26 protein-coding genes are annotated in these 25,691 nt (G+C 39.5%); all 26 read right to left on the minus strand.

What is annotated here, in order from left to right; genetic code table 11:
- Nucleotides 1–6: 6 nt before the first annotated feature.
- The 26 genes from ACRPLY_RS01740 to ACRPLY_RS01865 all read right to left on the minus strand — a co-directional run bounded on the left by ACRPLY_RS01740 (nt 7) and on the right by ACRPLY_RS01865 (nt 25,676).
- Nucleotides 7–1,242 carry a DUF6421 family protein gene (locus ACRPLY_RS01740; protein WP_432231500.1) on the minus strand — a complete coding sequence of 412 codons (1,236 nt, stop codon included), beginning with the start codon at nt 1,240–1,242 and terminating at the stop codon, nt 7–9.
- Between the two features lie 27 nt (nt 1,243–1,269).
- Nucleotides 1,270–2,208, minus strand: coding sequence for a DMT family transporter (locus ACRPLY_RS01745; protein WP_432231501.1), 939 nt, complete (start codon nt 2,206–2,208; stop codon nt 1,270–1,272).
- Between the two features lie 31 nt (nt 2,209–2,239).
- Entirely contained in the window at nt 2,240–2,800 is a 561-nt protein-coding gene (locus ACRPLY_RS01750; RefSeq protein WP_432231502.1) for a hypothetical protein, read from the minus strand.
- 15 nt (nt 2,801–2,815) lie between these two features.
- Nucleotides 2,816–4,078 (minus strand): ATP-grasp domain-containing protein, encoded by a 1,263-nt coding sequence (locus ACRPLY_RS01755; RefSeq protein WP_432231503.1) that lies wholly within the window; start codon nt 4,076–4,078, stop codon nt 2,816–2,818.
- Nucleotides 4,079–4,390: 312 nt separating this feature from the next.
- A complete protein-coding gene (locus tag ACRPLY_RS01760) occupies nt 4,391–4,975 on the minus strand; it encodes an NAD(P)H-dependent oxidoreductase (RefSeq protein WP_432231504.1) in 585 nt (194 codons plus the stop codon).
- Nucleotides 4,976–5,104: 129 nt separating this feature from the next.
- Nucleotides 5,105–5,953 (minus strand): helix-turn-helix domain-containing protein, encoded by an 849-nt coding sequence (locus ACRPLY_RS01765; RefSeq protein WP_432231505.1) that lies wholly within the window; start codon nt 5,951–5,953, stop codon nt 5,105–5,107.
- A gap of 144 nt (nt 5,954–6,097) precedes the next feature.
- The gene (locus ACRPLY_RS01770; RefSeq protein WP_432231506.1) at nt 6,098–7,303 is read right to left on the minus strand and encodes an MFS transporter; all 1,206 of its coding nucleotides are present in this window, start codon (nt 7,301–7,303) and stop codon (nt 6,098–6,100) included.
- Nucleotides 7,304–7,484: 181 nt separating this feature from the next.
- On the minus strand, nt 7,485–8,657 hold the full coding sequence (locus ACRPLY_RS01775; RefSeq protein ID WP_432231507.1) for an iron-containing alcohol dehydrogenase: 1,173 nt from the start codon (nt 8,655–8,657) through the stop codon (nt 7,485–7,487).
- 190 nt (nt 8,658–8,847) lie between these two features.
- Nucleotides 8,848–9,309 (minus strand): GNAT family N-acetyltransferase, encoded by a 462-nt coding sequence (locus ACRPLY_RS01780; RefSeq protein ID WP_033578995.1) that lies wholly within the window; start codon nt 9,307–9,309, stop codon nt 8,848–8,850.
- A 39-nt stretch (nt 9,310–9,348) separates the two neighbouring features.
- Nucleotides 9,349–9,606 carry a hypothetical protein gene (locus tag ACRPLY_RS01785; RefSeq protein WP_432231508.1) on the minus strand — a complete coding sequence of 86 codons (258 nt, stop codon included), beginning with the start codon at nt 9,604–9,606 and terminating at the stop codon, nt 9,349–9,351.
- Nucleotides 9,607–9,636: 30 nt separating this feature from the next.
- Entirely contained in the window at nt 9,637–10,383 is a 747-nt protein-coding gene (locus ACRPLY_RS01790) for an MBL fold metallo-hydrolase (protein WP_034266182.1), read from the minus strand.
- 239 nt (nt 10,384–10,622) lie between these two features.
- Entirely contained in the window at nt 10,623–12,104 is a 1,482-nt protein-coding gene (locus ACRPLY_RS01795; protein WP_033578992.1) for an amino acid permease, read from the minus strand.
- 101 nt (nt 12,105–12,205) lie between these two features.
- Nucleotides 12,206–12,484: a YokU family protein gene (locus tag ACRPLY_RS01800; RefSeq protein ID WP_033578991.1), complete on the minus strand. Its 279-nt coding sequence runs from the start codon at nt 12,482–12,484 to the stop codon at nt 12,206–12,208.
- A 2-nt stretch (nt 12,485–12,486) separates the two neighbouring features.
- A complete protein-coding gene (gene ablA / locus ACRPLY_RS01805) occupies nt 12,487–13,896 on the minus strand; it encodes a lysine 2,3-aminomutase (protein WP_033578990.1) in 1,410 nt (469 codons plus the stop codon).
- 42 nt (nt 13,897–13,938) lie between these two features.
- Nucleotides 13,939–14,418: a GNAT family N-acetyltransferase gene (locus ACRPLY_RS01810; protein ID WP_049164561.1), complete on the minus strand. Its 480-nt coding sequence runs from the start codon at nt 14,416–14,418 to the stop codon at nt 13,939–13,941.
- Nucleotides 14,406–15,926 carry a M81 family metallopeptidase gene (locus ACRPLY_RS01815; protein WP_432231509.1) on the minus strand — a complete coding sequence of 507 codons (1,521 nt, stop codon included), beginning with the start codon at nt 15,924–15,926 and terminating at the stop codon, nt 14,406–14,408. Before ACRPLY_RS01815 ends, ACRPLY_RS01810 begins: the two co-directional genes overlap by 13 nt.
- A 29-nt stretch (nt 15,927–15,955) precedes the next feature.
- Nucleotides 15,956–17,413: an aldehyde dehydrogenase family protein gene (locus ACRPLY_RS01820; protein WP_432231510.1), complete on the minus strand. Its 1,458-nt coding sequence runs from the start codon at nt 17,411–17,413 to the stop codon at nt 15,956–15,958.
- 28 nt (nt 17,414–17,441) lie between these two features.
- Nucleotides 17,442–18,737 (minus strand): aminotransferase class III-fold pyridoxal phosphate-dependent enzyme, encoded by a 1,296-nt coding sequence (locus ACRPLY_RS01825; RefSeq protein WP_034266166.1) that lies wholly within the window; start codon nt 18,735–18,737, stop codon nt 17,442–17,444.
- The gene (locus ACRPLY_RS01830; protein WP_432231511.1) at nt 18,721–20,106 is read right to left on the minus strand and encodes an aspartate aminotransferase family protein; all 1,386 of its coding nucleotides are present in this window, start codon (nt 20,104–20,106) and stop codon (nt 18,721–18,723) included. The genes ACRPLY_RS01825 and ACRPLY_RS01830 overlap by 17 nt, the downstream gene beginning before the upstream one ends.
- Nucleotides 20,094–21,284 carry a thiolase family protein gene (locus ACRPLY_RS01835; RefSeq protein ID WP_432231512.1) on the minus strand — a complete coding sequence of 397 codons (1,191 nt, stop codon included), beginning with the start codon at nt 21,282–21,284 and terminating at the stop codon, nt 20,094–20,096. The genes ACRPLY_RS01830 and ACRPLY_RS01835 overlap by 13 nt, the downstream gene beginning before the upstream one ends.
- Nucleotides 21,284–21,946, minus strand: coding sequence for a 3-oxoacid CoA-transferase subunit B (locus ACRPLY_RS01840; RefSeq protein WP_274863891.1), 663 nt, complete (start codon nt 21,944–21,946; stop codon nt 21,284–21,286). Before ACRPLY_RS01840 ends, ACRPLY_RS01835 begins: the two co-directional genes overlap by 1 nt.
- Before the next feature lies 1 nt (nt 21,947).
- Nucleotides 21,948–22,604 carry a CoA transferase subunit A gene (locus ACRPLY_RS01845; RefSeq protein ID WP_028413338.1) on the minus strand — a complete coding sequence of 219 codons (657 nt, stop codon included), beginning with the start codon at nt 22,602–22,604 and terminating at the stop codon, nt 21,948–21,950.
- Nucleotides 22,605–22,784: 180 nt separating this feature from the next.
- Nucleotides 22,785–23,114: a DUF3870 domain-containing protein gene (locus tag ACRPLY_RS01850; RefSeq protein WP_013057066.1), complete on the minus strand. Its 330-nt coding sequence runs from the start codon at nt 23,112–23,114 to the stop codon at nt 22,785–22,787.
- A 214-nt stretch (nt 23,115–23,328) separates the two neighbouring features.
- On the minus strand, nt 23,329–23,577 hold the full coding sequence (locus tag ACRPLY_RS01855) for a ferredoxin (RefSeq protein ID WP_432231513.1): 249 nt from the start codon (nt 23,575–23,577) through the stop codon (nt 23,329–23,331).
- Nucleotides 23,578–23,614: 37 nt separating this feature from the next.
- On the minus strand, nt 23,615–24,499 hold the full coding sequence (gene pdxS / locus ACRPLY_RS01860) for a pyridoxal 5'-phosphate synthase lyase subunit PdxS (protein ID WP_014460089.1): 885 nt from the start codon (nt 24,497–24,499) through the stop codon (nt 23,615–23,617).
- 193 nt (nt 24,500–24,692) lie between these two features.
- The gene (locus tag ACRPLY_RS01865) at nt 24,693–25,676 is read right to left on the minus strand and encodes a quinone oxidoreductase family protein (RefSeq protein WP_432231514.1); all 984 of its coding nucleotides are present in this window, start codon (nt 25,674–25,676) and stop codon (nt 24,693–24,695) included.
- Between the last annotated feature and the right edge of the window lie 15 nt (nt 25,677–25,691).

Raw genomic sequence — 25,691 nt, forward strand, 5'->3', positions numbered from 1 at the left:
TTCTCCTTAAAGATTATGGTCATCGAATAGTAAGTATGGAACTTCAATCTTTTTATTTTGCTGATTAATAAAGTAATTGTCCGGGATAACAAATTTATCACCGTTCTCACTAGGCAGTAAGTATTTTCGAACATAGCGTTCAGCTTTTTCTTTATAGCCAGAGTCACTTTGAATCGTTTCAAGTTCTTCAATTTCTTTTACTAAAAGGTCTAGTTCTTTCAAACACATATCTAAATCTAAAAAAGCATGTTCTCCTTTTCGGGAAATTGAGCGACCATTTGCAACGAGCCAGCTAAAAAGAAAAAATCCCGTTCCAGAATCAAAGTTTCGAGGTGCATTGTGCTGACTAGGGTACCTTAACAGACGTTCAAAGAGAACAAATTCCGTTATCTCTTCCCAAAAAGGATATTTTCTTTTATGAAGAGTCAGCGCCGTCTGGCAGTCTACTTTAACTTCTTCCAGTATGCCTGCAAAAAAATTCATTTTCGCCTGTATATGTTGGTCAAAAGGTTTATTTCCGCAGTGATGATAATAATCATGCAGATATCCCCAGATTACCCTTGCCTGATAGGTGTCTTCTCTATTCATAGTATGAGATTTAAAGTTAAAATCAGGAAAGATAGAAGACGCTCTTTTTAATGTATCATCATTGTATATGCTGTGAAATTTATTAAAGAAAAATATTGCGAAGTTTTGACTTGTTATCTTTTCTTTTGTTTTTACATTCTCAGGGAAAAATACAATACACTTCCCTTCCATAAATCCTTGAGTACCAGCCAACAGCTTTAACGATTGACATCCATTTTTAGGATGAGGAAGTTCTGCTTCGATAGATTTCATGATTTCAGGCTCATCGCGAACGGCGATAAAGGCTTCTAAATAAAATCCTCTTTTTGTAGGGCCATTTGGCGTTACAATCGGTCCTAAAAAGAACGTCGCTTCCCCGTTTGCAGGTGGGCTATAAGCAATTAATGTTTGATCGAAATAAGGAACCTGATCGAGTCCTCTTTCAATCCAATCACATACGTCATTTTTTAATGCATTCCACACTGCAGGTAAATTTAAAGAGTTATATACAGTTTCAGTTTCAGCAACTACTTTTAATAAAAGTTCTCTAGCTTTTTCATAATTTCGTTTGACCTCTCCATTTGGGCCCTGATATTTTCTTATCTCATATAGAGCAGGTACTATTTTATCGTTTAATAACTCCACTAAACTTTGAGTATGATTTTTTGTTAACATGATTAAAACCCTCCTTTTTTAGAACAGCTACTTAGCAGAAATATTTTTAGATGATGTAAGAGTAGAGTTATCTGTGTTTTTCTCTATTTGCTTTTTCAAGTTAATAAATATAACCCCCCCTATTACAAACGCTGTACCTATATAGACCTGTTTGTTTAATGTTTCACCTAAAAAGACAAATCCTACATATAAGGCGATAACCGGTGAAATAAATAAATGCGCCGTTGCTTTTGATATATGCCATTTTTTTAATAAATAAATATTAATAGAAAACCCCAAGACCGACCCTATAATAGCCAAGTATAATAATGAGATAAGACTAACCCCAGAGAAAGTGCGGTTTCCATTCTCTACAAATAAACTAAAAATCAGTAAACAAACGCCTCCACTTAGCATCGAAAAAGAATTAAAGGTCATAATAGGCAAGGATTTTATACGAGATTGTACTTGAACAGTTATAAAAGCAGAACCTAGCATAGCAGTTAAAATGACGATCATTGCTACTATTTGAATACCATTTCCTTGTATAAGCAGCTGATTTCCAAATACAACGCTCATACCAATTAAGCACATCACTACACCTATCTTTTGCCCTTTTGTAGCTGGTGTTCCTTTAAACAAGCGATTAAATAAAAGGGCAAACACTGAAATGCTGGCAGCTAAAACGGAGACCAGCCCGCTTGGTAAATAGACAGATGCCCAATAAACAGAACCAAACGGTAGCGCAAAATACAAAATTCCATTTAATGCCGAAATGATTACTACTTCTTTTGAAACCGCTATTTTTTTTGTGAATAAGAGGTAAAGGGCGATTATTAAACTAGCAATTAAAAACCTCATACCTGCTGACCATAGAGGCAAGCTATCTTTTAATCCAGTCTTTTGAAAAGCCCATGTCGTTCCCCCAATGACGGCTAATAGACAAAACAAAAGATGTACATGAATACGGTTTAATTTAGAAATCACTGTTTCACCTTATTTCTTTTTTAAGTTGAGCCTATTTTCTTCCGTGGAGCGTAAAACACATCGGCACTTCTCCAAAATCTTTTACAACGGTTAACCCCTGCTCGTTAGCAGCTTTACTTGTTGTGATACAAGCGTCTACTTTCCCTTCTAAGCAATCAATTGCCGCTTGAGCATTACTATTTACTAACTGAACATTGGTACTGATGGAATGAGCTAAATCTACAGGGGCAGGATGTGAAGCGATTAATAAACTGTTGTTCGCTATCACCTCTTCTTTTGAGGCAAGCACCATGTTATACGTTGGCATAATAAAGCTATCTACTAGCTCTAAACTAGTTAAATTTTTGAACACAATATCATGTAAGTAAGGATATACCGCGCAGCCTAAAAGAGCAGAACTCTCCGTTTCTTTTACATGAACTAAAGCTTCTTCCAACGTTTGATGCAAAAAGACCTGACCTTGTATGCTTTGGCGTTCAAACCACAGATAGCCTGCTTTTTCACAATTTGTTCCTTCAGGCCCTAAGGTATGGATAATGCTAATCTTTTGAAGCTGCTTATTTTTCTTACTAGACGACTCTGCAACTATCATAGCTTTTGATACCCCCTATGCGTTTACTTTATTTTGATAAACGATTTTTACTTTGTTATCCAAATAGCTGTAATACTGTTCACAGTCGGAATAAGAGTCATGAGTGGTTAAAATAAATCCAGGGTAACCTGAAAAGTGCGGATATGGTAAAATGTCTGTCCCCTCAGTTATAAATTGAATAACTCTTTTTACTTCAGTGTCTCTACGCACGTCTTCTAAGCCTCGAATTTCTTTAAAAATCCCATGGCCTTGCACAGGGATAATGTAGTTGCCCACCACTTTCTTTCGTTTTCTTTCCTTTTTTAATACAGGAGGTTTTAATCCTAATACATAGTGAAAAACTAGCTCCATATAGTTAATACCTGTACTTTCTTTTACGATATAATGAGAAATCCCAGACCCTCCAATGCGCGCTCCTATTTCAATCACATAAGGTTTTCCTGCTGGGTCCAAGCGTAATTCAATATGAGCGGGGCCATTTTCAATCCCTAAAGCGGTTGCTGCTTTAGCTGCTTCTTGTGCAATAGATTCCCAAACGTTTTCTTTCAGGTGAGCTGGAGCTATATAAACACCTTCTTCAAAGAAAGGTCCCTTGGAATTTCCTTTATAACCTATAGAAAGCACATAAACTTCTCCTTCTACAGTAAACGTCTCAATAGCAAACTCTGGGCCGTCTATAAATTGTTCAATTACCATGCTCGTTTTCTTTTTTGTGAATTTACTTAGGTCTTCTTCATTTACGCGTCTTACTTTTTCTATGCTGTAAATCAGTTCTTTTTTATTATTCGCTCGTGATACACCTTGACTGGAAAATCCGTTAGAAGGTTTTACTACGACAGGATAAGGCATTGAAAGATTCGTTAATTCCTCCGTATTTTCAACCTCTTTAAAATACGGAGTGTTAAGATCATTATCTTTTAAAACCTCTCTCATCTTCTGCTTGTTGCGACAGTTACTGATTACAAACGGTGATAAGCCCGGTAAGTTTAACTCTTCTGTCAACTGAGATACAAACTCTAATGCAGGCTCATATAATGTCATAATGCCGTCAAAAGGATTTTTGTGATGCTCTGCTTTAATAATCTCAAGAGCTTTGTCTGGGGTGTGAAATAAATCAATGGGTATGAAATTTTGTACGTTTTTAAGATGCTTAGGTTCTACTTCTTCTTGGTTATAAAAAAACGTCACTTTAATTCCGAGAGCTTCTGCTTCTTCAAAAATAAACGGTAAATATGTATTTTGTAACACAACTGCTAGATGCTTGTTTTGTAACGGCATTTACTTCCCCCCTACTTTTAAACAGCTCTTCACTGTTCGATGACTAAATTCTAATGATCGCTTCATATATTTGTCAATTTAATTTTATATAACATTAGGAATATATAGAATATTTGATATATTAGTAAAAAGTAAAGAAAAGAATGGTTTATAGGGTTAATACTAAAACGAACTTAAAAGCAGGAATTTTGCTATTTGATTATAAAGATATTGTTAGAAAAAATTTAATGAGAATTTTTCTAAAAAAAAGAAAGGTCGACATAGATTCAACCTTTCTTTTTTTATTTTTTTATTAAAATAGATATTAACCATTTATAAAGTTACATCTTTTTCAGCCATCTCATTTAGTATTCTTTTTAATGCCACGTCTGGGTTTAATGCGGGATCTGTTATATGCTGAGTTAAACATTCCGCACTTTCACTAACCTCTTTTTCGGTAACTACAACCGAATTATATTGAACAAAGTGAGTAAGAAACTTCATGCCCGTTAAGTTAGCCGTTTGTTGCAGTGGTTTTGTTAACTCACTAATCGTATAGTTGTTATAACCTCCTGCTCTATATGACTTTTGCGGACCTCCTACTGAAATTGCCAATACAAATTCTTTTCCATGCAGTTTGGTGCCATTCGTGCCGTATGCCCAGCCGAAAGTTAATACATCGTCCAACCATTTCTTCATTAGCGGAGGCGTACTATACCAGTAAAAAGGGAATTGAAAAACGATGCGGTCATGCTTTAATAAAAGCTCTTGCTCTTTTTCTACATCAATTTCCCAATTCGGATAGCGCTCATAGATATTATTAACTGTGACATCTTCCTTCTCTAATCGCTTCATCCACGCTTTATTAACGTTAGATTCTGCTAAATTAGGGTGAAATATATTTACTAATACTTTCATTATGATCTCTCCTATACTGTGTATGATCTTTATAGTACGGAGATGATTTTCACTTAAACATCTCCTCTTAAATTCCTTTACACGTTTATTTTAGGAGATATTTAAGTCGTTTTCTTGTACAAAATTCGGTTATTTTTGTACAAAATTTTGTTTCCACTTAAGCGGGGACATTCCGGTTATTTTCTTAAAGTGCCTTGAGAAATGGCTTTGATCTGTAAAGCCTAATTCATAAGCAATTTCACTAAGCGGCAAACTGGACCTTTGCAATTTTTCTTTTGCTCTTTCGATCCGAATCTTAAGCAAGTATTGATGGGGCGTTACGCCTAGCGTTTGTTTAAAGCTGTTAATGAAATGAGAGGGACTTAAATTAGACAAACGAGTTAACTTATCTAATGTAATTGATTCAGCATAGTGGTCTTGCATGTATTCCATCGCTATTTTTAAATGCTCAAGTCCCGGATTCTTACCAAGGAAATTGGGCTGACTATCGTTATACTGTTTTAAAATGTGATAAATAATTAAATTTGTAACTGAGTCAATGTACAGTTTTCCTTGGGGATTCCCCTGTTCGACCTCTTCGCTAGGCCATAAAAGCAGCTGCTGCATTTTATAATCTTGATTTCTAAGGTAATAGCTTAAATCAAGCCTAGAAGATAAGCTTTCTTTATCAGCTATTTCTTTAACGATTTGAGGATTTAACTCAACACGTAAAAAAGATAACGGTTCTTTCCACTCGCAAGTGCTGTCAGCTCCCGCAGGAATAAAGTTAATATCATTTTTAAACGCTACTCCTCCATGAAAGCTGTCTGCTACTGTTTCTTGAATCGCAACAGGCTTAGCGGTACGGTGAAGAAGAAGCAAATGTTTATCCAACGTTTCACGTGCTTGCTGAGGCTGCACGTTTGCTGCTTTTATAATTTGAATATTTTCTTGTTTTTGACTCAAAACGTCATTTGAGTTAAACTTCACTTCTTTCATATAGCGCTCCTTTTTTATAGAGATATCCATCTTTTACTTTTTAGTTTGAATTTATGTGAACCCTTTTTGATTACTATAACGAAAGAGAGAATAAAAAGAAAAAGAAGTGAACTTATAAGTTCACTTCTTTTTTTGAAGTAGCATTTATTTCATAGCCTGTACAGTGTCGTTAGATTTTTGTTTTGCATCACGCTGAACGAAAAAAATAATGCAAAGCGCCAGAAGATATAAACATGCAAAAGCTGTTATGTACCAAAGCGCTGAGGTAATTCCGCTTGCGTCCATAGTAAAGCCAATAAGCGCAGGGAAAACAGCACCTCCAAGCCCTGAAAAACCAGTAATTAAACTGGTGACAATACGAGCAGATCCGGTAAACGTATGGTTAGCATATACCATCGTTATCGAATAGATACCTGACATTGCAAGCCCTAAGAACGCTAATAAAATATAGCCTGCTACTGCTTCTTTTAACAAGATAAACAGCACTAAACTCACAATTGTTCCTCCAATGCTGCCAAAAAGATAGCGTTCGTATGTAACGATTCGAATAACCCATCCAGTAGCTACTCGTCCTATTAGCATAGCCACCCAAAAAACGCTTATGCTTAAAGTAGCCTGTGATGGAATTACATCTAGATACACGATAAAAATAGACGAAAGAAAATTATTCATGCTGCTTTCCACTCCGGCGTACATAAAAATCATTACACTAAAAAGAGCGAGTATTTTCCATCTTTGATTTTTAGCAAGCACAGGCGCAGGTTCTGAGTTGGCGTCTGAAGCATCGCTTTCTGAAGTTGAAACAGTCTCTTTTTCAAAAGGAATCATTTTACAGACCACAACCATTAGTAAAGCTAGTACACTTGTTATAAAAAATGAAAACCTCCAGCTGTTCTGTGAAATCAATAAGCTAGCTACTAACGGCATCAACAGCGCACCTAGACCGAATGATACTTCTAAATAACTCATAACAATAGCTCTTCTACCGATAAATACTTCCATCATTAAAGTAGCTACAACTACTTCCAATGCGGCTACACCAATACCGTTTAAAAAATTGAATGCAATAATCCACTCAAATGGAGGCAATAAAAGCATACCTATTTGTGATAGCGCTATCATTAGTGCGGAAATTGTAAGTAAATTCATTTCTCTGAAGCGTCCTAATAAAAAAGAAGATAGCGGAACTCCTATCAAAAATCCTAAAGAACCTACTAATACAAGCTGCCCGCCAACTGTATAGGAAACATGATAATGTGTTAACAATTGCGGTAAGACGGATCCTACGGCTGTAATGACTAATCCGCCCAACAAATAAAGTGCATATGAAGCTAGCGCAAACTTTTTCATCTTCCCACTCCCTTAAATTCTCTAAAACTTTCTTTCTGTACTTAATTATAAAGCTTTTCCTTTAGTTGTTAACTGAAATTTGAGAAAAAAACCATTCTTCCTACTCTACTTAATTTCCAGTCATTTATAAGATAAAACAAAAAGAAGAAGACAGGTGTCTCCTTCTTTTTTATTTTTCACTTTACAGTGATGCTTTTAAAATAGCTAAAATATCATCTTTATTCAGTTTCTTAAAGTTACCGAAACCTCCGTGCTCCATTTCACGAGCAGCAATTCCAGCAATTTCGTCTAGTCGCTCTTCTCCGATATCGTAATCTCCTAAGCGAGAAGGTGCACCAAGGCTTGACCAAAAAGCGCTTAGCTTATCGATTCCTTCTAACGCAATTTCTTTGTCACTTTTACCTGCAGTTTCAATATCAAACATGCTTGTCATGACGCGTTTCATACGAGTGACATCTTGATCTACAACGTGTCGCATCCAATTTGGGAATAGGATTGCTAAACCGCCCGCATGAGGAATGTCATATACTGCTGATACCGCGTGTTCAATTGTATGTGAAGCCCAATCGCCAAAGTAGCCCATTTGAAGTGTTCCGTTTAATGCGATCGTTCCGGAATATAAAATCGTTTCGCGGTGTTCGTAGCTTTGCAGATCTTCTAGCAATTTCGGTGCTGTTTCAATTACTGTTTGTAATACGGAATAGCACATACGATCTTGTAAAGGCGTGTTTTTCACGTTATGGAAATATTGTTCGAACACGTGGCTCATCATGTCTACCATGCCGTAGATAGTTTGATCTCTAGGAACAGACATCGTGTTCACAGGATCTAGTATAGAAAATACAGGGTGCGTAACGGCGCTTCCCCAAACGTATTTTTCATTTGTTTCCCAATTCGTAATAACCGAATCAGGATTCATTTCAGAACCTGTTGCTGCCAATGTTAATACCGTTCCAAACGGCAGTGCTTTTGTAGCCGTGACTTTTTTGTTAATAATATCCCAGACGTCTCCTTCATACTCAGCTCCGGCAGCGATTGCTTTTGTACAGTCAATAACGCTTCCTCCGCCGACTGCTAGCATGAAATCAATGTTTTCATTTCGGCAAATTTCAATTCCTTTTCGTACCGTAGATAATCGAGGGTTTGGCTCTACGCCCGCTAACTCGTGTATGTTTACGTTTAGCTCTTTTAACAGCGCAAGAACTTGATCATATAAACCGTTTTTCTTAATGCTTCCTCCACCATATACAAGCAAAATATTTTTTCCGTATTTCGGGAGTTCTTCTGATAATGCTTGAAGCTGATCTTTTCCGAAGATTAATTTTGTGGGATTATGATAAATGAAATTTTCCATACTATCTGTATACCTCCTAGTTGAATATAAAGTAAGTTGTCGCATTACGCGAACAAGAATGTAAGTATAAATGTAAAACAAAAATTTTTCAAGAGTTAAGTTCTCAAATCGCGTACTTTGTTTTATTGAGTGATTAAAATGAAGAAAATGGCTTCCTAGACATAAAAAAGAGAGCAAGTAAATGCTCTCTTTAAAGCTCTTTATAAACCATTTTTCTATACGTAACAAAGCCTTCTTTTTCGTAAAAACTCTCCGCAACCGTATTGTCACTCCAGTAATCCAACTCAATTGTATTTATGTCTTGAGTACGGGCAATGCTATAAATTTCTTTCATCAAACTTGAACCAAACCCTTTGTTTTTGTGGAGTTCTGCGATACTTATTTGATGAACATAAATTGACTTGTAAGCTTTTTTAAACACTGTTTCTGAATACTGCTTTATTTCAACCCAAGCGAATCCTACATGCTGTCCTTCATCTTCTGCTAAAAGAAAGATAAACCTATCGTTTTCCATCACTTTCTTAAAAAATTCATGTATCTTCTGAAAATCATATGTTTGAAAGCGCTCGGGGGATAATTCTACATGCAGTTGATGAACAGACTGATTAAGCTTGGCAATTGTATCAGCATCGAAAGTACGGCTAATCTTCAATTTTTTCTCTCCTATATATCTCATATTTAGTAGTGGTCGTTATGAATTTATTTCGTTTAATATAGCCGGTGCGTTTGAGGTAAATAACAGATCGTTTTTATTGGTCGTTTTAATAAAAATTCGGTCAGTTGTTCCGTACGGAGGGCCAATTCGAATGGCGTTTGCTTCTTTGCCTCCGTACGTGTCATCTTCCGTTACTTCAAGAATGTCTTCTAACGGAATCGTAAAGTGTGCAAGCTGCCATTTTATAATGAGATTATCATTTATTTTTCGGACACTGATAGTTGCTGTAAACATTTTGTCCATCCCCTTTGGCTTCTATTTATCTTAACTTTGTCTCTCTGCAACGTGTTCTTTTATCCTTAAAATCGCTTCTTTCGGACAGCCTTGAAAATAGCCTCCGTGATAACAAATAACATGCTCGATCTCATAGTTTAAAAACTTTTCAAGTGATTGAACTGCTTGGTCCATATTTAAGGTCGTTTGTTTAACAGGTTCCATTAGCTGTCCATTTGCCAATACTAGAGCATCTCCGGCAACCAGCGTTTTTGATTTTCTTAAATAAAAACTAACGTGCCCAGGCGTATGTCCGGGAGTAAAAATAACTTCAATGCCTCCGCAGTATGGAAGCAGTTGACTTCCTTTTAATACTATATCCACGTCAACTTTTGGAGGGGTTTTATATAAATATTTTATTTCATCAGGTATAGCTGATAGTTCTTCTTTACTCATTTGACTAGCATTCGTTTTAATAAGCGGAAGTTTCCCTTCAATATACGGCTTATCAAATTCATGAGCATATACGATGATATTTTCATTTGATTTTTTTCGTATATCAGTCGCACACCCTATATGATCTAGATCTTGATGCGTTAGAAGAATTACTTTTAGCTGTTCAATAGATATATTCAATTCACCCAAGATCTCTTTCAGTTGATCGGTTTGCCCAGGCATTCCTGTATCAATTAGAATAGCTTCATCGTTATTCCAAACTAACGTAGGATTTAATATTATATCTTGGTCAAAAGCTCTGGCAGTCAACTGTAGCATCTCAACACCTGCAGAAATTCTCATTACGAACCCCTTTTCTTATTAAAGTACAAAGATTTCCAACCTCCACAATTGCTTAGCATGCAGTGCTATTCTTGAATTTTATCAATAAACAAAATAAAAACCAGACTGGAAAAAAATCACTTTTTATGATATGATATTTGTATAACAGAGTGTAAAATAATCGATTTTTATAAATGAAAAGGTGAACCCCACTGTCCGGGGTTCACCTTTTTTCTTTGTCGTTAGCCACTATGGCTTTTTTATTTCTTATCCTCTTTTTGAATGCACTCATGCAAAGGTACAACCTTGGTTTTCTTTGCTATTTTATATCCCCACCACGTCGCTAAAAAGAGAGGCAGGCCAATGTAGGAGACCGTTAAGCCGTACCAATCAATTTTGTCGGAAAGTACCGCTTGATAGTTTTGTCCTAAAATAACAATGAGGCACATTCCAAATGCAAGAACAGGACCTAGAGGGAACCATTTTGCTTTATAGGCTAGATCATTTAGATCCTGTCCTGAAGCAACATATGCTTTTCGGAAACGATAGTGGCTGACGGCAATACCAATCCACGCAATAAATCCGCTCATACCTGAAGCGTTTAAAAGCCACATATACATTTGATCACCAAAAACGGATGTTAAAAAGGCAAGACCGCCAATAATAGTGGTTAAAACAAGCGCATTTACTGGAATTCCTCGACGATTAATTTTCCGAAGCGCTTTAGGCGCTTGCCCTTCATTGGCCATTGACCATAACATTCGCGTAGAAGCATATAAACCAGATGTTCCGGCTGATAAAACGGATGTAAGAATAACAGCATTCATCACCGAAGCAGCTGCAGCAATTCCTGCTTTTTCAAAAACAAGCGTAAATGGACTAACCGCAATGTTATCCACATCTCCTCCTAGAAGAGATGGACTGGTGTAAGGAATGATAAGCCCGATTACAGCAATGGCTGCAATATAAAATAGAAGGATGCGCCAAAAGACTTGGCGAATGGCTTTTGGTATATTTTTTTGAGGGTTTTCACTTTCCCCCGCCGCAATACCGACTAGCTCTGTACCTTGAAAAGAAAATCCCGCGATAAAGAAAATGCTTAGTACGGACAGAAATCCGCCGTTGACCGGCGCTTCTTCTAATGTAAAGTTTTTAAAGCCGATATATTCACCGCCGAAGATGCCAAAGATCGTCAGAAGGCCCACTCCGATAAATACAATGATAGTTACTACTTTTACGAGAGCAAACCAATATTCAGATTCTCCATAGCTTTTTACAGATAGGAAATTAAGTAAAAAAATTAAGCCTAAAAACAAAGCGCTCCAGATAATACTTGGCACATCAGGGAACCAAAACTTCATGATAATAGCAGAAGCAGCTATTTCTACAGCGAGCGTAACAGCCCAGTTAAACCAGTAGTTCCAGCCGAGCGCAAACCCGAGAGCTGGGTCTACATAGTGACTGGCGTATGTTGAAAAAGAACCTGATACCGGCATAAACGTGGCCATTTCTCCAAGGCTAGTCATGAGAAAATAAACCATAATTCCAATAGCCCCGTAAGCAATCAGCGCTCCTCCCGGTCCAGCAGTTTGGATGGAAGATCCCGTGGCTAGAAATAAGCCAGTTCCTATTGAACCTCCAATGGCAATCATGGTCATATGACGAGCTTTTAAATGGCGTTTTACATGCTTATCGTCCTGTTTTTTTTCTTCTTCATTACGATTTATATCGACTGCTTCCATACTTATCCCACCTTCATAAAAGAACTATGCGAACATGTTTAACGTAAAGCGTATAAGAATATCCATCTCCTATAAAAAGTAGGAGATGGATCCTTTATTGCTCACTTTGAAAAATCAAAGTAGTTTCGTTTTAATAGACGAGGCAGGCTCATAAGCTGTTCGTACGTTACACTTTTTTCTAAGACAGAGGTGTTGATTAAAAACAGTTGATCTTCAATGTGTCCAACTGTTTCGTCTGTTTGATACGTAATTCCACATTCTGAACATGTAATGGAAGGCGTCTCTTTAATTTCTATAGCTTTTGTACCGTCAGGAAGCTCCCAATAAACCGTTGCATCCGTCTCCTTGGCTTCATATGATTCGCACCATTGGCACTTCAATATTATTCCTCCTTTGCTCCCGCTGTTTCGTATTTTTTCATTTGCGTTTCAAATTTTTTCTCTTTTAATTGATCGCGCTTTTCACGCTTGTCTTTTAAAGAGCTATGCTCTGGATTTTGATCATACGTTTTCCGGCGGTCAAGACGGTTTAGACCTTCTGGCGTTAAGTTGAACTTTGTATCATCAATAATCGAAAGAACACCGTTGCTTTCAAATTTTTCAAACACTTCAGGATATACTTTTTTATAAAATTCTTCTGCGCTGCCACTTTGGTAATTTTGCGGCTCCGGATAAGACGTAATAACACCTTCAAAGTTTCGAAGCACAACTTTATTGGAGCTTTGAGAAATAATGTAGTTTGGCTGCAGCGGAATTTTACCGCCTCCTCCAGGAGCATCCACGATAAACGTAGGAACTGCATAGCCCGACGTATGGCCGCGAAGTCCTTCCATAATTTCTAGTCCTTTACTGATTGGCGCACGGAAATGGCCGATTCCTTCTGATAAATCACATTGATAAATGTAGTAAGGACGCACGCGGATCTTTACTAAATCATGCATAAGCTGCTTCATGATTGGCACGCTGTCGTTAATTCCGGCTAAAATAACCGCTTGGTTTCCAACTGGAACTCCTACGTTCGCAAGCATTTCACATGCACGCTTTGATTCTTCTGTAATTTCAATTGATGTGTTAAAGTGCGTATTTAGCCAAACCGGATGATATTTCTTTAAGATGTTGCACAGATTTTCTGTAATGCGCTGAGGGAACACGACCGGCGCTCTTGTACCGATACGAATAATTTCTACGTGCGGAATATCGCGCAAATTTTTCAAAATATATTCTAAAATATTGTCATTGATTAATAGGCCGTCTCCTCCGGAAATTAATACATCACGAATTTGAGGGTTGGCTGCAATGTAATTAATCGCTGTATCCAGCTGTTTTTTTGGAACGCCCATTCCGATTTGTCCTGAAAAACGTCTTCTTGTACAATAGCGGCAGTACATGGAGCACTGATTTGTAACTAAAAACAGGACGCGGTCGGGATAACGGTGCGTTAAGCCAGGAACCGGTGAATCTTCATCTTCATGAAGCGGATCTTCTAAATCATACCTTGTTTTATGCAGTTCTTCTGAAATAGGAACGGACTGCATTCTGATTGGACATTTCGGATCATTCTCATCCATTAACCATGCGTAATAAGGAGTGATGTTTAACGGAATCGTTTTGGTTGCAATTTTAACGCCTTCTTCTTCTTGAGGTGTTAAATTGATCACTTTCTTCAAATCTTCCAATGTTTTAATCGTGTTTGTCAGCTGCCATACCCAGTCGTTCCACTGCTCGTCCGTTACATCTTTCCAAAGCTCAATTTCTTTCCAATGTCTGCTTGCTTTATATAATGTATTTTTCATTTTATATTCCCTCCAAAGTTCATTTTTTGAATAGATGTTCTACTAAGAAATTGACCGCACCATATAATAGCGATCTTCTCCTTCGCCAAACTCTCCTGCTCGCGTTTCTTTAATCGTAAAGCCCATTTTTTTATACAGCTTAACAGCGCCTTCATTTTTTACATTCACAGTCAAACAAACGCTTTCAAAACTATCTTTTTGTAGAATAGAAAATATTTCTTCTAAGAACAGCTGTCCAACTCCGCTTCCTTGTTTATCAGAGCGGACGTAGAAACCAAAGATATAAGCTTTTGTGACATCTTTGTAATCTCTAAGCAGCTCGCAAATGGCAATTGGCCTTGCGTCATTTTCCTGAAAATATTGAATGAGCTTTCCGTAGCGCGCTAAAGGTACAAGCGTCTGTTCATCAACGGCTCCCATGCCCGGAAACGCATCTTTTTCAAGTTCAATCATCATTTTTTGCTGCGCGGGACTTAACGACTCTGGGACTTCGATATAATACTGCTCTTTTAATGCATCCATTTTTCTTTCCTCCTTTTTTCACTTTCATATTTTGCATCTTGCAGCGGCCATATTGGACTTGGAAGGTGCTGATAATTAAAGGTCGTTAAGCGATTTGACGCTACGCCTGGAGCATCCACATAGATGATAGACCCTACAAGCGGTTCAAAAGCGGCTCTGAAATGATTTTTAGCTTTTAAACCAATGATTTTTTTCCTTGCTGGCTCGATACCGATATGGCGAAAAAGTTCAGGATCGTTTGCTGATACCGGCCTTCCAATCAACAAAATATCCAATTCTCCTACTCGAATATGAGCTGCGCCTTTTACATTTACTTTTAAATGCTGATTAAACGGTCCCGAATTGTAAAACTCACCTTCTGATAAGCCAATGACCTTTGCTTCAACTTCAACGGGCTTTCCAAACTCAGGAGAAACTTTTCCTCCTAAGGAAAGAGAGACGTAGCTTCCAACTCCTGCTTGCACGCATTGTTTAATAGATTCAGGGTCATAAAGACCTCCAAACAGTGTCCCCGGCATATTTAGCTTCAGCATGTATTCTAAAAGCTCTGTTGTATCACCGCTTCCGCAGCTTAAAGGATTGTCCGCTATATCAGCGAGCACAATTGGCTGTTCGTTTGATCGTTTTAACGCTGTTTGCAGACCTTCTTCAACGGTAGGCAAATCCATGATAAAATCTTCTTTTATACTCCAAAACTGAGAAGCTAGTCTATTTGCTGTTTTTTCTGCTGTTTCAGGATTCAAAGCTGTTACGAGCACGCTTGCTCCCGCAATTGGAATATCAGAATACGGAAAGCCTCCAAAAATGGAAACATTGTATAAGTCTTCTTCTTGCTCGGCTTGCTTAGCAAGATCAATCATTTTTTTCATCGGCCCTTCTGCTGTTCGCATATTAATCGACGGCAAAAGCATGGGCAGTTTTTTTAAAGACGCATAATAGATAGCGCTTTCTTTTACTTGTGTTAAAAGCGCTCGCGCAGCGTTCACTCCTTGTTCATACATATCAACGTGAGGATATGTTTTAAAACCAAAGTGAAGCGACGTGTACGTAAGCATATCTTCACTGACATTTGCATGCATATCGAGCGTAGTGGCAATAGGAACGTCATTTCCTATACAGCTTCTTATTTGACCTAACAAATGAGCTTCCGGATCGAAAAGATGCTCTGCTACCATTGCGCCGTGCAAGGCGATTAATAAGCCATCTAGCGGGCCGGCGTGAGTAAGCATATGCAGCATTTGCTTTTCAATTGTGTAATAAGCTGCCGAAGATACAACCCCAGACGGAATTGCAGCTGCACAAACAAGGGGAACGATTTCTACTTGCTTCTCTTGCTTTAATACATCCAAAAATCCCCCTACTTCTGTTTTGGTTCCTGAGTATGCTTTATATATTTCCGTTCCAACAAAATATCCTTCTTGTACAAACTGTTCTATTTCTGTTTTTAATGGACTAAAGCTGTGAGATTCATGATAAAAAAAGGCAATGCCAATGCGATATGAAGACATGTGCTCCTCCTTTTCGCTAAGGTGCGAGATTAATAGTTGGTGTAGACAGACTTCCATTCTGTCATCACATCAAATGCATGATGAGAAACTTCCCTGTGGCCGTTGCCAGACATTTTCATTCCACCGAATGCTACCCCCATTTCAGCATTAGATGTTCCGTTATTGATATAGACTAATCCGCTAACAGCGTCTTTGGCAGCTCGGCTGGCATAGTGCAAGCTGCTTGTATAAATAGAAGTGGAAAGTCCGTACACCGTTCCATTATTGACGCTCATTGCTTCTTCGTAGCCATCTACTTCAATAAAAGCAAGCACGGGACCAAAAATCTCTTCTTGAGCAATTGTGTGATTTGAATGGACGTTATCGATGATTGTAGGCATGTAATAACAAGTTCCTAACTCTGATAAAGCACGACCTCCGAGCGCAATATTCCCGCCTTCTTCTACCGCTTTTTGTACGTAATCTTCTACTAAACGGCACTGCTGTTCATTAACAAGCGGTCCTATTGCAACCCCTTCATCAAGACCATTTCCAATCTTCATTTCTTCTGTAAGAGCTATTACTTTTTTCAACAGCTCTTCTTTTACTGAACGCTCCACGATGACTCTGCTAGCTGCGGTACAGCGCTGACCCGTTGTCGTGAATGCTGATTTAACGATTCCCTCTGCTGCTTTATCCAGATTGGCATCTTTTAATACGATAACCGCGTTTTTTCCTCCTAGCTCTAAAGAAATACGCTTTAAGGTTTTGCTGCTCATTTCTGCTAATTGCTGACCAACTTCCGTAGAACCTGTAAATGAGATGATTTTCACTTCAGAGTGCGTAGCAAGCTTTTGTCCAACGATTCTGCCCGATCCTGTAAGCAAGTTAATCGTTCCTTTTGGAAGCCCCGCAGCGTGCAATACTTCCATAAAAATCTTCGCTGAGAGCGCCACTTCTGAAGCCGGCTTCCAGACAACGGTATTGCCAGCAATTAAAGCGGCAAACATTTTATAAGAAGCGAGAGAAACAGGAAAGTTCCAAGGTGTAATACATGCCACAACTCCAAGCGGTTCGCGAACCATTTTTATATCTCGGTCAGGAAAGCCAGCGGGCACTATTTCGCCAAACAAACGTCTTCCTTCTCCCGCCATATACTGAGCTGTTGCAATGACGACACCAACTTCCCCTATGGATTCTGATAGCGGTTTTCCCATCTCTTTTGTCATTACTTGGGCTAGCTCTTCTTTTCTGTTTTCAAAAAGCCCAGCTGCTTTTGTTAAAAATGCTGCACGTTCAGGAATAGATGTATTTTTCCAGTGGCTGTAGGCTTTACTAGCCGCGTTTACGGCAGCATCGACTTGACTAGCCGTAGCGGCTGCGCACATTCCGACGAGCTCTTGTGTTGCAGGGTTTATACTTTTAAAATAGGTTTGCTCCTCTTCACTTACCCACTCGCCGTTAATATATAAATCTCCTTGCAGCAGTTCGGTTTTAGTTTGACTCATATCGTTACCCTCCTTTTCATTTAAAAAGCTAGTTAATTGAAACTGCTTCTGTGATGACTTCTTCTAATAAAGACAGCCCTTGATTCAGCACGTCTTTATCAATATTCAGCGGCAGCATTAAGCGAATGGTTTGCCCTTTGACTCCACAGTTCATGATAAGCAGTCTTCTTTCCAGCGCTTTTGATTTAATGGCAGGAACATAAGCAGCTGCTGTTTCAACATGAAATTCAATGCCAATCATCATGCCAATTCCTCTAACCTCTTTAATAGCCGGTAAATGTCCGATAGAATGCTGAAGACGTTTCACAATATCGGCACCTACTTTTTCACTGCGCTCTACAAGCTTTTCTTCTTCAATGATTGAAATGTTAGCTAAAGCAGCTGCGCACGATACTGGATTTCCACCAAAAGTAGAACCATGTCCGGCTGTTGGCCATTTCTCATGCAGTTCTCGGCTTGCTACAATCGCTCCTAGTGGCATACCACCGGAAAGAGCTTTTGCTAAAACTAAAATATCTGGTGTGACTCCAGCATGTTCCGCGGCAAACATTTTTCCAGTGCGCCCGAATCCCGTTTGCACTTCATCAAAGATAAGCAGAATGCCATAATCATTCGCTATGTCTCTCAGTGCGCGTAAAAAGCTAGAAGGAGCAGGGTAATAGCCTCCTTCGCCCATGACTGGCTCAATAACAATCGCCGCTACGCGTGAAGGATCCACTCGCAGTTCAAACAGCTTTTGCAGTTGATTTAAGCAATATGCTTCCGCTTCTTCCTCGTCAATATTAGGAAGCTGACTTGGATACGGATAAGGCGCGTGATACACTTCTCCCAAAATCGGCTCGTAGTAGCTTCGGTACTTGGAGCTTGAAGCCGTAATAGCTGTAGCTCCTAATGTACGGCCATGAAAAGAACCTTCAAAAGCAATAATCGCTGGTCTGCCAGTGGCCGCTTTTGCTAACTTAAGCGCTCCATCAATAGCTTCTGCGCCTGAGTTTGAAAAGAAAACCGTATCTAAGTTTCCTGGCGTAATTTGCGCAAGTTTTTCCGCCAAATTCACAGCTGTTTCATAGTATCCGTAATTTAAACCGAGGTGAAGCAGCTGATCTGCTTGTTTTTTAATCGCTTCTACCATCTTTTCATGTGTATGACCTACTGCATTGACAGCTACTCCTGATACAAAATCAATGTATTCCGTGCCATCAGCTGTCCAAAATTTCGCACCGTGCGCTTTTTCAATAACAAGCTCTGTTACTCTTGTCATCACGGGTGATAAATGTTTTTTGCCTTTGATTTGAAGCTCTTCTGTTTTATTTTGCACTTTCATATGACTCATCCTTTCTTATGTGCTGATGAAAAATAGAAAACGCATGATCTAGCAATCTCACTATTTCATCAACTTCTGATTTCGTTATATTTAAAGGAGGACTAATAATGATATGTTCTCCTTTATGTCCATCTACAGATCCGGACCCTGGATAAAATACGCCTCCAAGCTCCATACAAATTTCATTGAGCTTTTCGCTGGCTGCTTCGCCTGGCTCGAAAAATATCTGTTGATTGGCGTCTTTCATTAGTTCTAATCCAATTAAAAGTCCGCGGCCGCGAATATCTGAAATATACGGATGCTTGCGCTGCAGCGCTACTAAACATTCCATTAAATACGCACCTTGAGTTTCTACATTTTGAAGGATATTTACTTCTTCATACATGTCCAAAGCAGCAAGTCCTGCCGCTATCGAAACAGGATGTCCACTGTACGTATAGCCGTGAAGGAATTTTCCGCCGCTATTTTCTAACAGTCCTTGAATCAGACGGTCATGGACAACCATTCCTCCTAAAGGAGCGTACCCTGCTGAAACTCCTTTACCAAACGTTAGAATATCCGGTTCGATTCCGAATTGTTCCACTGCAAAATCAGTTCCTGTTCTCCCAAAGCCTGTCATCACTTCATCAACAATCAAAAGAATGTCATAGCGGCTGCAGAGCTCACGTACTTTTTTGAAATAGTCAAGCGGAGGCACGACAGCTCCTTGCTGACTTCCTACAATCGGCTCTGTGATAAAAGCTGAAATATTTTCTGGACCAAGCTCTAAAATGGTGCGTTCAATATCGGTGATGCAGCTCCAGTTTTGATTTGCCACGCAGTCTTCTTGATTGCGATTATACGGACAGCGATGACAATAAGGAGAATAAACGTGCGCAAAATGTAAAAGATTAGGTGTGTAAGGATATCGTCTTTTTACATCTCCTCCAGCTGATAGTGCCCCTATCGTATTTCCGTGATAGGACTGCCACCTTCCGATTACGATGTGTTTTTGCGTCTTTCCGGCATCTCTGTGATATTGCCTTGCTAATTTTAATGCACTTTCATTGGCTTCTGATCCTCCTGATGTAAAATAGACTTTGTTTAAATGGAGTGGAGCCATTTTACCGATTTTTCCTGCAAGTTTATGCAAAACATCTGTTTCAAAACGTAATGTATGAACAAACGCCGCTTTTTTAGCCTGATCAGCCATCGCCTCGGCTATTTTTACAATGCCGTGCCCTAAGTTTGCCGCTACGGCCCCGGAGCAGCCGTCTAAATACTTTTTTCCTTGTTCATCTATTAAGTAGCTTCCTTGACCGTGCGTAATCATAGGGTACTTTTTTGTTAAATCTCTATGAAAAACATAATCTCTTTTTATTTCGTCCATCTTTCCACCACCATCGCCATTCCTAATCCTCCTGCAACGCAAATAGTAGCAAGGCCGTATCGTCTTTTTTGCTTGTGGAGCTCATGACACAGAGTTGTGATGATTCTTGCCCCGGAGCAGCCTAAAGGATGTCCAAGCGCAATTGCTCCTCCGTTTACATTCACTTTCTCTGATGTGATGTCCCATTCTCTTAAGCAAGCAATACTTTGGGCGGCAAATGCTTCGTTTAATTCAATTAAGTCCATATCATTTAAGCTTAAACAGGCTTTAGTTAAAGCAATTTGCGAAGCAGAAACGGGGCCAATTCCCATTTCCTTTGGAGAGACGCCGGCTGCGGCAAACGACACAATCTTTGCCATAGGTGTTAATCCGAGATGCTCAGCTTTTTCTTCCGACATCAGCAGCAGCATCGAAGCGCCATCGTTTCTTCCGGATGAATTTCCGGCTGTCACCGTTCCATTTCTTTGAAAAACGGGCTTAAGCGTACCAAGCTTTTCTTTGCTAGTAAGACGAGGAAATTCATCTGTTGCAAAATGCCTCATTCCTTTTTTTCCTTCTTTTACAGGAACCGGTATAATTTCTTCTTCGAACAAATCAAGTTCTATAGCCCGCCTAGCTTTTTCCTGACTATAAAAAGCAAACTCGTCCTGCTCCGTACGGCTAATGCTATACTTTTCAGCAAGCCACTCCGCCGTCTGTCCCATTGTAAACGTTCCGTATAGCGTTTCAGGCTGTGATTTTGGCTGACTTTCTGTGTTAGAGTCATAGAGTGTTAAATCACCAACGTGAAAACCAAAACGAGTGCCTACCGTATAGTGCGGTGCTTGAGACATGCTTTCCACTCCTCCAGCTAATACCGCTTCGGCTTGACCTGATAAAATGGACATAGTTCCATTCATCACAGCCTGCATGCCTGAGCCGCACTGGCGGTGCACGGTATAAGCAGGAATACGTTCAGAGAATTGAGCTTTAAGCCCGGCTACTCTCGCTATATTAGGAGCATGAGCGCTTTGTTTCGTTTGTCCGACAATAATTTCATCAACAATCTCTGATGTATATCCGGCTGAAGACAAATTGTTTTTCATCACAAGAGAGACTAGTTCTTCTGGAAGCGTATCTGCAAGCGAACCGCCAAACTTTCCAATAGGAGTTCGAAATGCATTTACAATCACTGCCATTATGCTGTCACCTCATTGTCTTTGCTAAACAATGTAGAAACATGAAAAGAAGCCTCTGTTTTTTGTTTTACTTCCTCTAAAGAAACACCCGGAGCTGTTTCAAGAAGTTCAAGACCAAGATCGGTTACCGAAAAGACAGCTAATTCCGTAATAATCATATCGACTCGTCGCTCTGAAGTAAGCGGATAGGTTAAATTCCTAACTAGCTTTGACTCTCCTTGACTATTCGTATGAAGAGTCGTCACAATCACTTTTTTCGATCCTTCTAATAAATCCATTGCTCCTCCTACGCCAAGAACACTTTTCCCAGGGACAGCCCAGTTTGCAATTCGCCCTGCTTCATCTACTTGAAGCACTCCAAGAATGGATACATTCACATGACCTCCGCGTATCATCGCAAAAGAATCGGCGCTGTTAAAAAATGAGGCACCTTCCAAGACCGTGACGGGAAGCTTCCCAGCATTCACAAGCTCTGGATCTATATAGGTTTCTTCAGGAGTAGGGCCAACGCCGAGAATTCCGTTTTCTGAATGTAAAAACACGTGAACATCGGGTGAAATATAATTAGCAACCAAAGTAGGAATCCCTATCCCTAAGTTCACTACATCTCCGTGACAAAGCTCTTTTGCAGCGCGCCCAGCAATATATTGTTTGACGTTCATCTTATTTTTCTCCTTTCACTACGATATAAGTAACGTATAAATGAGGAGTGATAATTTCTTCAGGAGAAATTTGTCCAACTTCAACCACTTCTTCTACTTCAGCAATCACGATATCAGCGGCCGTTGCCATCATTGGATTAAAGTTTCTTGCTGATTTGCTGTAAATAAGATTTCCGAGTCGGTCTGCTTTTTTAGCTTTTATAAGCGCTACATCTGCGTGCAGCGATTCTTGCAAAACATATTTTTTTCCTTTTAATACTCGTTCTTCTTTTCCTTCAGCGAGCTGAGTCCCTACGCTCACGGGCGTGTAAAATCCTCCAATGCCCGCACCTCCTGCTCTAATAGCCTCGGACATTGTTCCTTGCGGGATAAGCTCCACTTGAAGTTCTTGTTGTTGATAGGCATGCACAACTTCAGGATTGGAAGTGAAATACGAACCTATAGCTTTTTTTACTTGTTTTCTTTGAACCAATATACCCAATCCTTTTCCAGGTTCACCGAGGTTATTACTAATAATCTCTAAATCTTTAAGGTTTGATTTGGCAATCGCCTCAATTAGACTAAGCGGACTTCCTACAAGACCAAATCCACCTACCATAATGCGTGCGCCATCAGTTATTTTTCCTACTGCTTCTTCGCGCGTGATGATTTTGTTCATTTTTGTTTCCTCCTTTTCTTTTTATATTTCACAGCGCTTTACACGAAAAAAACCAAGCAGGACACAATGACTCCCCAAAGAAACAGGGACGTCCCCCATTCTTTGTAAAGCGTGTGTGTCTGCTTGGTTTTAATAAGACCATGAAAAGAGGTTGTCTTCTCACTTTATTCTAACCAAACGCTATGTAATTTTTTGATTCACATTATCCCAGTAACGTTGGATTGCAGCCTGAAGCGCTACGATAATCGCCTGTTGAGATGGAGCAAAATAATAATTTTGAATACGTTCAATAAGAGGTTCAATTCCATCTGCAAGGCAGTAACCAATAAGCAGCTTCCGGAAAAAATTTTGCGTCAGCTCCGTAATAAACGTAAACTCAGCATTTACAATTTTATGCTCTGTCAGATCCACTTCTAGTACAATTCCCGCATGCTTATACATTTCATACATGGAAGTTCCCTGTGGAGCTTTTGCATATCCTGTCACAATGACTGTATTCAGTATTTGCATGCCCCTTAATCTCCTTTTAAAAACTATTTAATTACTCCGCACATTTACACTAATAATTCTGAAAGGTCAAATGAGACTAACTCATATGCTTTTAGTTATGTAAGTGCTTTCATTTTTAAAAAGATATGTTCTTACACAACTAATATTTCGCCTTTTCTAGACAAAATCCTTCTTTTCTTTTAAAAAAACTTTCTATTTTTTTATTTATTCGGCTTTATTGAAATTTATTCGAATCTCCATCAAACTTTTCATCTGCTATACGGATGGACTCTGTTGGACAGCCTTCAAACGCATCTATTAAATCGTCTTCTAACTCTTGGGGCACTTCAACAGTGCCTTGATTATCATCAAGGATAACGAACGCAATTCCTTCATCATCATAATCATAAATATCAAGTGCCGCAGCTCCGCATGCGCCGCACGCAATACACGTTTCTTTATCGACTATTGTATATTTCCCCATGATCATTCTCCTAACTAAGTTTAAAAGTTATTACTTATTACCAGCCGCGTTCTTGCATACGATTTTCTGGTAATAATGATGAAATTTCAATTCCTTTCATTGCACTTCCTAGCCCTTTTGACAAGCTTGCAATCAGTTCATAGTCTTGATAATGCGTTGTTGCTTCCACGATTGCTCGCGCAAATTTTTCAGGGTTGTCTGATTTAAAGATTCCTGAACCAACGAACACGCCGTCTGCTCCAAGCTGCATCATTAACGCTGCGTCCGCGGGTGTTGCTACGCCGCCTGCTGCAAAGTTTACAACTGGTAAGCGGCCTTCACGTTTAATTTGCAGTAATAGCTCATAAGGGGCACCTAATAGTTTGGCTTCTGTCATTAACTCGTCTTCATCCATGCCTACCACTTTACGTACTTGAGCGTTGACTTGGCGCATATGACGCACTGCTTCCACGATATTTCCTGTTCCTGGTTCGCCTTTTGTACGAAGCATCGAAGCACCTTCACCAATTCGTCTTGCTGCTTCCCCTAAATCACGGCATCCGCATACAAATGGAACCGTAAATGTACTTTTGTTAAGGTGATATTCCTCATCCGCTGGAGTCAGCACTTCACTTTCGTCAATGTAGTCTACACCCATTGCTTCTAGCACGCGTGCTTCAACAATATGGCCGATTCGGGCTTTTGCCATAACTGGAATGGATACAGCATTCATCACTTCTTCAACAATTGTTGGGTCTGCCATACGAGACACGCCGCCTGCTGCACGAATATCAGCTGGAACACGCTCCAATGCCATAACAGCAACAGCGCCTGCTGCCTCTGCAATTTTTGCCTGTTCTGCATTGATCACGTCCATGATAACGCCGCCTTTTTGCATTTCTGCCATTCCCCGCTTCACGCGGTCCGTTCCATTTCTCACCATATTCAATTCCTCCTTTATATGTTCAAACACTTATTATGCAACTTCCATGCCAGTGTTAAAATATAGAAGAAATTAGTAAAAAGTACTGATTTTTATGCCAAATTATTAAGCGGTTTTTAAAAATTTGGCAGGCGAAAGCCAATTTTTTAAACTAAAACAGCTTCCATCCCTATTAGAGACGGAAGCTGTTTTGTTAAGGAACTAACACTAATTTTCCGGTCGTTTTTCTTCCTTGAAGCAGACGATGTACATGTGCTGCTTCTTCAAGTGAAAATGTACCGCCCAGCATTAATTTTAACTGACCGGAATTCACGTAGTTTAATAGCTCATGCAGGCTTTGCTGATAAAGTGCTGGTTTTGCCATCATTTGAGGTAAGAAAAAGCCGAGAACCGACTGATTTTTTTCCATCAGGCGAGCAGGGTTAAACTTTACAGATTTTCCGCTAGCCATTCCGTAAAAAACGAGGCGCCCAAATGGTGCAAGACATTGAAGAGATTCATAGAATATATGCCCTCCTACCATTTCTAAAATAATATCGGCTCCTTTTCCTTCTGTTACTTCTAAAATCCGTTTTTCCCAGCCTGTTTCTGTATAGTTAATCACTTCGTCGGCACCAAGATTTTTTGCAAGCTCAAGCTTTTCTTTAGAGCTCGCTGTAGCAATAACTTTTCCAGCTCCAAAAATTTTCGCAAGCTGAACAGCTAAGGTTCCGACGCCGCCTGCTGCTGCATGAACGATGACGGTTTCTCCTTTTTCAAGGCGACCCATTGTTTTTAAAATATGATAAGCCGTTAGTCCTTGAAGAGGCAAAGCAACGGCCTGTGTTAAATCCACATTCTCCGGCAACGGAATAAGGCCTCTTGAATCTGCCAGCGTGTACTCAGCGTATCCTGTTGCTCGATTAGATCCTAGCAGTGTCACGACTTTTGTACCTACTTTTATCCCTTGTACATCCTCGCCTACTTCAACCACTTCGCCTGCTACTTCAGAGCCTGGAATAAAAGGCAGCGGCGTTTCGACTACATATGCTCCTTCGCGCCGCGCAGCGTCGGCATAATTAACGCCAATTGCCGCAACTTTAATGAGCACATCTTTCTTTTTAGGTACAGGGCGTGCAATATCAATAACTTGCAGAACATCAGGCCCTCCATACTGCGTGAATTGAATAGCTTTCATCTTTTATATCCCCCT

The organism is Priestia sp. TGN 0903, from assembly GCF_050846855.1.
Classification (GTDB): domain Bacteria; phylum Bacillota; class Bacilli; order Bacillales; family Bacillaceae_H; genus Priestia; species Priestia zanthoxyli.